This window comes from Pseudoalteromonas sp. BSi20439, assembly GCF_000241165.1.
Lineage (GTDB): Bacteria > Pseudomonadota > Gammaproteobacteria > Enterobacterales > Alteromonadaceae > Pseudoalteromonas.
This window is the reverse complement of record NZ_BADW01000035.1, coordinates 1-10,082: the sequence shown is the minus strand read 5'-3', so window position 1 is coordinate 10,082 and position 10,082 is coordinate 1. Positions and strand designations below refer to the sequence as shown.

The following is a 10,082-nucleotide window of genomic DNA, read 5'->3' as shown; positions in this document are numbered from 1 at the left end:
TCCAAATGGAGGCCTTTTTGCTACGTGTTTTAAACTTAAAACGCGCTGGTATCTTGGAACAAGCCTACCTTTAAATCTTTTGCTTCGTAGATAACGCGGCCATCTACTTCTACGGTGCCATCAGCCATACCCATAAACAATTTACGCTTAATTACGCGTTTCATGTCTAGACGGTAGGTTACTTTTTTAGCCGTTGGCAATATTTGACCGGTAAATTTAACTTCACCCACACCTAATGCACGACCAAGACCTGGCCCACCAGACCAACCTAAGAAAAAGCCTACAAGTTGCCACATAGCATCTAAGCCTAAACAACCCGGCATTACAGGGTCGCCTTTAAAGTGGCAGTCGAAAAACCAAAGGCTAGGGTCGATATCTAGCTCTGCAATTATTTGACCTTTACCATGTTCACCACCGTCATCGGTAATTGAAATGATACGATCCATCATTAACATGTTGTCACTTGGTAAACGACAGTTTCCTTCACCAAACATTTCACCTTGACCACAAAGGATCAAATCTTCTTTTGTATAGCTATTTTTAGGTTCCATAACACTTTATCTTTGCTTAGAAATTGCCCCGTACTTTAGCGTACACTTGTACGCTAAACAACTCGGAGCAGTTAAAAAATGGTTTAATTATAAGCAATCAGTTAATGCAACTGATTTTAGTATGATTAAACCGCGCAATTACTAACAGAAATCATTATAATTAGGGCTGACTTTTAATCAGTTTAAAGGAAATTTATGACCCTTTTTGTTAACTCACTCACTGTGATTGATTTTTCTTACTTATGCAATAAACGCGGTGCAGTTGGCGAAAGTTGGATTGTTGATTTGACTTTACATGGCAAACTAAACGAAGAGTCTATGGTGTTAGACTTTGGCTTAGTTAAAAAGCAAATTAAAGGCATTATTGATGAGTGTATTGATCACCGTTTAGCTGTTCCTAACAACATAAACGGCAGCATTAACGAATTTGCTGATCACAAAACATTAGATTGTACATTTGCTGATAATAAGCACTTAGCAATGAGCGCGCCACATCAAGCATATTGTTTAATAGATACTGATGAAATTACCGTTGAATCAGTGACCGAGTATTTAATTGCCACCATACTGCCACAGCTTCCTGATAATATTGAAAAAATAGAATTGGTGTTAAAGCCTGAGCACAATCAGAGTTTTTATTACCACTATAGTCATGGCCTTAAAAAGCATGATGGTAATTGCCAGCGTATTATTCATGGTCATCGCTCACAAATTGGTATAAGCCTAGGCGGTATTTCTATGCCTCGTTTGCAAAAACAGTGGGCTGATAAGTGGCGTGATATTTACTTAGCAACTAGTGAAGATCAAATTACCGCTTCTGAATTAAAACATATCACAGCTAAAAATGATGATGTTTGTTTTGCGTATACTGCAGCGCAAGGTTATTTTGAAATGGCCATTAGTGAATCACGCTGTGACATTTTACCGATTGATACCACGGTAGAATGTATTGCTGACTACATTGCCAGCCAAGTGAAATTAGAGCACCCAGAAAAAGACGTTAAAATTACCGCCTACGAAGGCGTTGGTAAGGGGTCGATTAGTTATGCTTAAAACCTTATTAGTTTCGGCGTTAATCGTATCAACTAGCTTTAGTGCTATGGCGCTTGAGCTAAAAGGGCACTTAACTCAAGGGGGACTAGTAACAGGGCAATTAGAAAACGCTAAGTCGGTGAGCCTTAATGGTAAGTTGTTAAAGCTTGCAGACAGTGGTCTATTTGTATTTGGTTTTGGCCGAGACGCAAAACCTGTGCATACATTAAGCTGGATAGATAACAGCGGTAAAAGCCACAGCCAAGATTTAGTTATAACTCTTCGCGATTACAATATAGATAAAATTACTGGTGTTGCTAAAAAATACGTATCGCCACCAAAAGCGGTGAGTGAACGCATTAGCCGTGAAGCCGTTGCCGTAAGAAAGGCTCGCGCTGTTAACTCTGATTTAGAATACTTTTTACAACCAGTACTTAGGCCTGCAAAAGGGCGTATTTCAGGTGTGTATGGTAGCCAACGTTACTTTAATGGCGAACCTCGCAGGCCTCATTTTGGTTTAGATATAGCAAACAAAACAGGTTCACCTGTGTATGCGCCGATAAGCGGAACCGTAGTATTTGCAGAACCCGATTTATATTACTCAGGTGGTACTTTGATTTTAGATCATGGTCATGGGGTTACCTCTACTTATATTCATTTAAGCAAGCTTGATGTCAAAGTAGGGCAGAAGATTGAACAAGGTACAAAGGTAGCTGAAATAGGTGCTACGGGTCGTGTAACTGGGCCGCATTTAGATTGGCGATTTAATTGGCAAGGTGAACGCCTTGACCCTGCATTATTAATGCAAGACACATTAGCTAACAAAAAGTAGAGATTATGACTCAAGTAGAGCGCGAAGCCATTATTGCGCAACGTATAAAAGATTCGACCACTTCGGTAACTAAAGCTGTATTTCCTGGGCGGACTAACCATCATAATACGCTATTTGGTGGTGACGCATTAGCATGGATGGATGAGGTTGCTTTTATAGCTGCCACCCGTTTTTGTCGTAAACCATTGGTAACTATTTCATCAGATAGAGTCGATTTTAAAGAGGCTATTCCGGCAGGTTCATTTGCCGAATTAATCTCAAAAGTGTCGCATGTTGGTAATACCAGCTTAAAGGTAGATGTTGAAATATTTTTAGAAACCATGCACAAAGATAATAAGCATTCTGCCATTACGGGTAGTTTTACCTTTGTTGCCGTGGATGATAACCACAGGCCAACCCCTGTCGTGTGTGACAAAATGCTACATGGTTTTGAGTTATAACACCTAACAGTAAAAATAATATAAGCACCATAACTGGTGTTTATATTATCAACTAACAAGAACACATCATACTTTTTAGACCGACTAGCTAGCAAATGAGTAAAAATAAAGAGTATAGGTTTATCAAAAGGGAAGGTGTATTTAAGTAATAAAAAGGCGTGCATTGCACGCCTTTACATAATTATAAAACCATAGCGGCTATCCAGCCAAACACCAATAGCGGAATATTAAAGTGGATAAAAGTTGGCACAACCGAATCCCAAATATGGTCATGTTGTCCGTCAGCATTAAGTCCTGATGTTGGCCCTAATGTAGAATCAGACGCAGGGGAGCCGGCATCACCTAATGCGCCAGCAGTACCAACAAGTGCAGCGGTTGCCATTACAGAAAAGTTTAGCTCTAAACATAAAGGAACAAATAAGGTGGCAATAATAGGTACCGTTGAGAATGAGCTACCTATACCCATAGTTATAAATAAGCCCACTAATAAAATTACAGCGGCTGCTATGGGTTTATTACCGTCAAAGATGGCGGCGCTGCTATGCACTAGGCTGGCAACATGTCCTGTTTCTTTCATTACCGCTGCAAAACCTTGCGCTGAAATCATAATAAAGCCAATCATTGCCATCATGGCAACACCTTTACTAAATACGTCGCCGTTTTCTTCCCACTTAACCACACCAAATACACTAAATATAACCACACCAACTAGGCCACCTAATATCATTGAGCCACTGGCATTTTGAGCAATGAGTGATGCAAGCACTGCAAATAAACCAACCAGCATTACCTTTTTAGGGTTTTCAACATCGGCTTGTTGGCTTTGCACAGTTAATGCTGTGCTTGTGTATTCACGTCGTTTTCGATAAGTAATGAACAGGGCAATCAACAAGCCAACAAACATACCAATAGCAGGAATGATCATCGCCAACGGAACACTGGTATTAATAATTTCAAGGCCATTATCAACCAGATTTTTATGTAAAATTGAATATAAATAAATACCACCAAAGCCATACGGAAGCACCATATACGAGGTGGCTAAACCAAAGGTTAAAATACAAGCAATGGCACGCCTATCTAATCTCAGTTTATTAAACACCACAAGAAGCGGCGGAATTAAAATGGGGATAAAGGCAATATGTACCGGTACCAAATTTTGTGATGAAATAGCACAAATCAAAATAATAAAGAGGATAAAGTAGCTTAATACGGTTTCACTAGAACCCGTTTGTGCATTTACTTTGGCGAGTAACTTAGCAGCTAAAATTCGGGTCAAGCCTGACTTTGAAATCGCAACGGCAAAGGCACCTAACATCGCATAGCTTAGAGCAATTTCGGCGCCTGATGATAAACCAGAATTAAACGCATCAATACTTTCTTTTAACCCCATGCCTGCGGTTAATCCGGCAACAAGTGCACTGATTGTCATTGCAACAATCACATTTACGCGGACCAAAGTGAGTCCCAGCATTAAAATAACGCCTATAATAACTGCGTTCATAGATTTCTCTGTTTTATAGATTTAATTAATTTTATCAGATCTTTAGCCTGATTTTTACGTTCTTTGGTAAATGGTTGCCTTGCATAGCGTACTTGCTCAAATAAGTGACAAAAGGCGGTTATTTGTTGCTCTGCATAGGGGGCATGTTGACTAATGTGCAGTAAAGTTTGAACTGGCGGAGCATTTTCAGGGTAGTTTATAGCCTGCTTATTAGCCCATTTTAGTAGTTGATAGTACTCGTTTACAAGGGGAGGTTGTTTGGTGGTAACTTTGGGGCGGTTTATATAAATAAAGTAAGCACTAAAGCTTAAAATCAAAACAATAATAACCCCTAGCGGTACTAACCAAATATAAGTGTTACCAAATAGGGCCGCTAATAAATCTTGTTGTTTGTTTTTATCAAACCCCAGCACCCAACTAGACCATTGGTAATCTAGATTTTCTAATTCAAGGCGAAGCCAGTTTATGGCAGCATAATTACTTAAGCTAACTAAACCAAAATTAATATTATTTTTAAATTCGTCATTTAATGCTGCACTTTGCGATAAAGAACCATTTAGTCGTTCGGGGGCTACAACCGCTGTTGCATCAAATATTTTCCAGCCTGCATTAGTATAAACCTCAACCCAAGCATGCGCATCGTATTGACGAACAGTAATATAGTCATTGCTTTGATTGTACTCGCCGCCTAAATATCCGCTGACTACCCGCGCTGGTATGCCTGCACTTCTAAAAATAAAGGCCGCTGCACTGGCATAATGACCACAAAAACCGCGCTTATTGTTAAACATAAATTGATCAAGAGTATCATCGCCGCGCATAGGTGTTGGTGTAAGAGTATAACTGAAGTTATTTTGCGAAAAATAATCTAGCAGTTTATTAAAAAGCTCATCGGCGTTAGCACTACTGTTTTTTAATTGTTGCGCCAGCTGATAACTTTTCTGGTTATTACTCACTGAAAGCGATTTATAAAAACGCTGCTCTACGTTATTAAGTTTTTTGCTAGATAATGGTTTAGTACTAACGGAATATTGCAACACTTTGGATTTATATTGTTTTTTACGCAGCAAACCCACTGAATTGGAAACTACATTTTCATCGTCACTGTTGGCATAGCCAATCCCATATAACCAATCAGCCATTGCTGGCTCAGCAATTATTGAGTATTGAGTGGTGTTTCCATTGCTGCTATTTTGGCTTGGTAACATCATTGCTTGCTTTAAAAATGAAGATGTTTTCCAAGCTTTACCGTCAAATTCATCATGTACAATAGCGCGCCAGTAATAAGGGGTAGAGGCTGAGTTATTATTAAACTTAGCTCTAAACACCAATTCATCAGAGTTTGATAATTTAGCTATATCAAATGGGTCTACTTGTTCAGATAGGCCTGTTTGCGCCATTTTTGGCCCAGGTAATTGCCAAAATGCAGGGAGTTTTGGTAAAAATAATAAGAGCACAACAGCCAAAGGAAAAGCCAGCAGCATTATTTTTGCGCTTTGTTTCGATGACAGTTTTAGACTATGACTCGATTCGAGCAAACCCAGTACCGCAAAGTTTAAAACATACAGTGTGCTAATAATTAAAGTAGTAAAAATAGTTTGGCTAAACAAATACACTGCTGAAAGTGAAAAGAATGTGAGGGTGATGATTAATTGATAATGCTGCTTTGTTTTTGCCTGTAGTAATTTAAAAACGCATGACAGCAAAAGCATAGCAACAAACAACACCACGGTATCTTTAAAGCCAATACTGCTAAGCATAATAATTAATGCTATTGCAGCGAGTCCGTTTGCGAGCCACGTGTTGGGCTTTTGTTTGTATTTAAGGGTTAAATAAATATTCCAGCCACATAACATGCTAAGCATAATAATAAAGGGCAGGGGCAAGTGCTCTATAAAAAAGCTCACTAACCCTAAGTAAATAAAAGATAGAGAAAAATTTATAACGCGTTGATTTTTGATCTTATTCATAATCAGTGCCTACACTACTTAAGGCTTGTAGACAGCGTTGCTGATGAAACTTACCGGAGCCATTTTCTATGACCTTATTGGGCAAATTCAACGAGTAATTAATGTCGCTTTCAAACGCTTGGCATACTAGGTAACACAATTGCCCTAAGCGTTGCTCGGTATCGCCAGTCATTAAGTTAAAGTCAAATTGTGTATCGGCAGATTTAAAATCACTAAATTGTTTTACTAATAATTGCTGAGTTTTTGCGAAGTGTTTCCACGAAACTCGCTGCAACCCCATTTCTGGCAAATGGGTAATTAAACTTTCAAATTCGTCATCACCTTGGTGTTTTTCAGCTCCTTCATCATCATTAGCAGTCATTTGGCTTAATTGTTGATTAAGCGTTTTAATAATTGATGGGTAAACATAAACCGCATGACTAGGTTGAATATAACTCCATACACTAACCAAACCAAATGGATAATTGCTGGCAATTTTTATTGGTTTTAGTGAATAGCGTCCGCGCTTTAAATAAGGTAATGATAACTGGCATTGTATAGCGTCGGTTTTAACACTCTCTATATAGCAGGTGTGTTCAAAATTATTTGGATAACTTAAAGTAATTGACTGACATATGTCGTTTGCTTTTATTTGCCACACTAATTGGGGTGGCTGAGGTGCATAACTCTCAATGGCATATTTAAAGCTAACAGTTAATCCTTTTGCGTTGCTGTAACCTAACAACAAGGCAAAAATAATAATCACAAACATTAAGTACGCCATAAACAGAATTAAATTATTTTGATAATTAATTCCCATTACAAAGTTTAATAGCGCAACTATCGTAAAATATACACCCAGTGTGGAAGGCAAAACATAAGTAGTATTATGCGTTAAAGTGATGCTATTTTTTTTGTGCTTATTTTTTAATAAGGCCGTTAAAATTGCACTTTTTATAGCATGGATAAAAGTAGGGCGTTTTATTTTAAAAATACCCATTGTTTTAAACGGGCACTAAAACATGTTTTAAAATGTCTGCAATTTGGTTGTTGCCCGCTTCACTGTGCAAATCTAATCTATGCTGGCACACACTAGAGAATACCGCTTGTACATCTTCGGGAAGTACAAAATCTCGACCTTCAATATAGGCCCATGCTTTTGCTGATTTTGCCAATGCCATACTTGCTCTTGGTGAAAGAGAAGCTGATAACGATTGAGCCTCACGAGTGTAAGTCACTAATTCAATTATATAATCAACAACCGGAGCGCTTAGCGTAATATTAGCTATAGATTCTTGTATTTGTTTAAGTTGTTGTTGGTTAATTCGCTGTGGTAATTGGGAGTAATCGCGCTTTTGATTGTTTAATAGTAATCTTTTTTCAGCGTTTTTAGGTGGAAAACCTAAGCTTATGCGCATTAAAAAACGGTCTAATTGCGATTCTGGCAGCGGATAAGTTCCTGCTTGATATAAAGGGTTTTGAGTAGCAATAACAAAAAACGGAGTAGGGAGCGGGTACTTTTCTCCATCTACGGTCACTTGTTGTTCTTCCATGGCTTCTAATAAAGCACTTTGGGTTTTAGGACCCGCACGATTTATTTCATCAGCAAGTACAACTTGACTAAAAATCGGGCCTTTATGAAATGAAAAACTGTGTTCTTTATTATTAAAAATATTGGTACCAATAATATCAGCGGGTAATAAATCGCTAGTAAATTGAATACGTTGATACGATAAACCCAAAACAGCAGCTAATGCATGCGATAAAGTGGTTTTACCCATACCTGGTAAGTCTTCAATTAGTAAATGACCTTCACTAAACAAACAGGTTAATGCTAATTTTATTTGTTGTTGCTTGCCAAATATAACGGTAGATAGGTCATCAATAATAGTGGTAACTAGGTGCTGCATAATGTCCTTTAATCTATCAGTTCTAAACGTTTCATTACGGCATCAACTTTTTGCGCGTTGAAAGGCTTGGCTATAAATTCTTTTGCGCCAAGTTCCCAAGTATTTTGTACGGTCTCAAAACTATTATGGCCTGAGCACATAACCACATGAGCATATGGGTGCTCGTTATTAATCGACTCTAAAATTTCGATGCTTTCAGAATTAGGTAAATCAACATCTAAAAATATAACGTTGGGTGATTTTTCGCTAAGTAAGGGTTTAGCACAATCAAAATTATCACACTCAATAATGTCATCAAAACCTAAGCCGGCTAACACTTGGCTTAAGTCAGCACGGATTTGTTTAACATCATCAATAATTAAAATTGGTTCGAGTGGGCGTACAAATTCCATATGAATACTTCAACATTTTTTACGGCTTGTGGTTTAATATTAAGCCAAGCATTAAGGAACCTCAAGGTGATAACTATGAATTACCGTAATAGTCGTTTAAATGCACTTAATGTCCGATACCGTCTGGTATTGGACTTAGTGAGCTTGAAGTTATTAAAATAGAGCGCCACACATGCACTTAAATATTACTACCTATAATTTGTACGAGGCGTTATGTTGAGTGTTTGCGGCCTGTAAAATAGCGCAGCACAGGCCGACCCGATAGGGCACGTAACATAATGGCAATTATAGGCTCATCAATGACCATACAAAAAGTAAGGTTACTTAATAATTTAATGTGATTATTACGTACCACTGGAGAGTTGAGCTTAAGAACCTATGAAGCTTTGCTTCATGTAAGGCCGCATTCTTAATTTAATTTGAAAACCTGAACCCAGTCGGCCGCATCCATAAACCATATAAGTTTGAAGAATCAAACCCGCGCAGCATGCGCCCCTGATAAACCTAAACCATCTTTAACTATTCCCCAGCAGCAAAAGGCAGAGAGAAGGGCGAGTTCCGAGACCCTCACTGCCTTTGCTGGGAACAATCCAAAAAAACCCCGTAATTGTATTACGGGGTATAACTCCTATCTAAACCTATGCTCGCACTGAATAACTACTCTGTTTTTTTTCTTCTTCTATTAAATCGTCTTTAGCCATTACCTGATAGTTGTTAATCATGTAATGAACCACATCAGTCCATTTAATTTGTTTTCCTGTTTTATGTGATATTTCAATTGCCTTTCTTTCAAGTTCCATTTTGCGTTCTATTGCTATTGATATTGTTGTTCTGTCTGTCTTTTTCATAGTTTAAGCCTGTTTTATCTAATTTTTGAATAATAGCACGCTTGAATTTAATTATGCTCTCATACTTGCATTCATGAATGCATTAATGTATAAATCTTTTTATTGCATAGGTGAATGCATACATTCATTAACTCACAAATAGGTTTTCACTTAATGAAGATATATTTCGAAAATAACAGACAGGCAGGCGTTCAGGTCACATACGATTTGGACGGTGTTCGCATGTATGATTATTTCGATAATATGTATCGTTTTCGCTGTTGGGTTGCCCATGAATATGATTGTGAAACGGTAGAAATTACTGATTCTAATTATCGCCAGCTAGTTGAGCAGGGGGTTATATGAATTATCAATATAGTGACCGTGCAACACAATTAATCAATAACCGTCTTGAGCGTTTTAAAAAACATGAAGATAACCAAACAATTATTGACCATCTTTCGTTTAGCTTTGCCCTTGCTGACTTACGTCATTGTAAGCGTGCAGGGGTTATTGGTTATACAGCTGATACTCAAACTTTATTCCCTAAACTACCTGAAATAAATTATGAATTTAATACTGAGGGCTTAAAAGAAGATGAGTTCTTAGTTGCTTTAGAAGAACAAAAATCTAAAGTTAACGAGC

12 protein-coding genes are annotated in these 10,082 nt (G+C 37.9%); 5 read left to right on the top strand and 7 right to left on the bottom strand.

What is annotated here, in order from left to right; all coding sequences use genetic code 11:
- Positions 1–35: 35 nt before the first annotated feature.
- Positions 36–551, bottom strand: a complete 516-nt coding sequence (fabA, locus tag P20439_RS03095) for a bifunctional 3-hydroxydecanoyl-ACP dehydratase/trans-2-decenoyl-ACP isomerase (protein WP_008114654.1) — start codon at positions 549–551, stop codon at positions 36–38.
- A gap of 195 nt (positions 552–746) precedes the next feature.
- Between fabA and P20439_RS03090 the strand changes: the two genes are divergently transcribed.
- The 3 genes from P20439_RS03090 to P20439_RS03080 are packed head-to-tail and all read left to right on the top strand — an operon-like array spanning position 747 to position 2,855.
- Complete coding sequence (locus P20439_RS03090) at positions 747–1,604, top strand: 6-carboxytetrahydropterin synthase (protein WP_008464546.1); 858 nt, start codon at positions 747–749, stop codon at positions 1,602–1,604.
- Positions 1,597–2,415: a M23 family metallopeptidase gene (locus tag P20439_RS03085; protein WP_008464544.1), complete on the top strand. Its 819-nt coding sequence runs from the start codon at positions 1,597–1,599 to the stop codon at positions 2,413–2,415. The genes P20439_RS03090 and P20439_RS03085 overlap by 8 nt, the downstream gene beginning before the upstream one ends.
- Positions 2,416–2,420: 5 nt before the next feature.
- Entirely contained in the window at positions 2,421–2,855 is a 435-nt protein-coding gene (locus tag P20439_RS03080) for an acyl-CoA thioesterase (protein ID WP_008114650.1), read from the top strand.
- Positions 2,856–3,036: 181 nt separating this feature from the next.
- On the opposite strand, the gene P20439_RS03075 is transcribed toward P20439_RS03080, so the two are convergent.
- From P20439_RS03075 to P20439_RS03050, 6 genes are all read right to left on the bottom strand, one after another.
- Entirely contained in the window at positions 3,037–4,359 is a 1,323-nt protein-coding gene (locus P20439_RS03075; RefSeq protein ID WP_008464542.1) for a Na+/H+ antiporter family protein, read from the bottom strand.
- The gene (locus P20439_RS03070) at positions 4,356–6,329 is read right to left on the bottom strand and encodes a DUF3488 and transglutaminase-like domain-containing protein (RefSeq protein WP_008464540.1); all 1,974 of its coding nucleotides are present in this window, start codon (positions 6,327–6,329) and stop codon (positions 4,356–4,358) included. The genes P20439_RS03075 and P20439_RS03070 overlap by 4 nt, the downstream gene beginning before the upstream one ends.
- Entirely contained in the window at positions 6,322–7,308 is a 987-nt protein-coding gene (locus P20439_RS03065) for a DUF58 domain-containing protein (protein WP_008464538.1), read from the bottom strand. The genes P20439_RS03070 and P20439_RS03065 overlap by 8 nt, the downstream gene beginning before the upstream one ends.
- Before the next feature lie 4 nt (positions 7,309–7,312).
- Complete coding sequence (locus P20439_RS03060; protein ID WP_008114646.1) at positions 7,313–8,218, bottom strand: MoxR family ATPase; 906 nt, start codon at positions 8,216–8,218, stop codon at positions 7,313–7,315.
- A gap of 8 nt (positions 8,219–8,226) precedes the next feature.
- Entirely contained in the window at positions 8,227–8,610 is a 384-nt protein-coding gene (locus P20439_RS03055) for a response regulator (protein WP_008114642.1), read from the bottom strand.
- A gap of 638 nt (positions 8,611–9,248) precedes the next feature.
- Positions 9,249–9,458, bottom strand: a complete 210-nt coding sequence (locus tag P20439_RS03050) for a hypothetical protein (RefSeq protein WP_050947001.1) — start codon at positions 9,456–9,458, stop codon at positions 9,249–9,251.
- A 222-nt stretch (positions 9,459–9,680) separates the two neighbouring features.
- On the opposite strand from P20439_RS03050, the gene P20439_RS19070 reads away from it, so the two are divergent.
- Positions 9,681–9,803 carry a hypothetical protein gene (locus P20439_RS19070; protein ID WP_008464533.1) on the top strand — a complete coding sequence of 41 codons (123 nt, stop codon included), beginning with the start codon at positions 9,681–9,683 and terminating at the stop codon, positions 9,801–9,803.
- On the top strand, positions 9,800–10,082 hold a 283-nt coding region (locus P20439_RS03040), incomplete at its 3' end, for a hypothetical protein (RefSeq protein ID WP_036932789.1). The genes P20439_RS19070 and P20439_RS03040, both read left to right, overlap by 4 nt.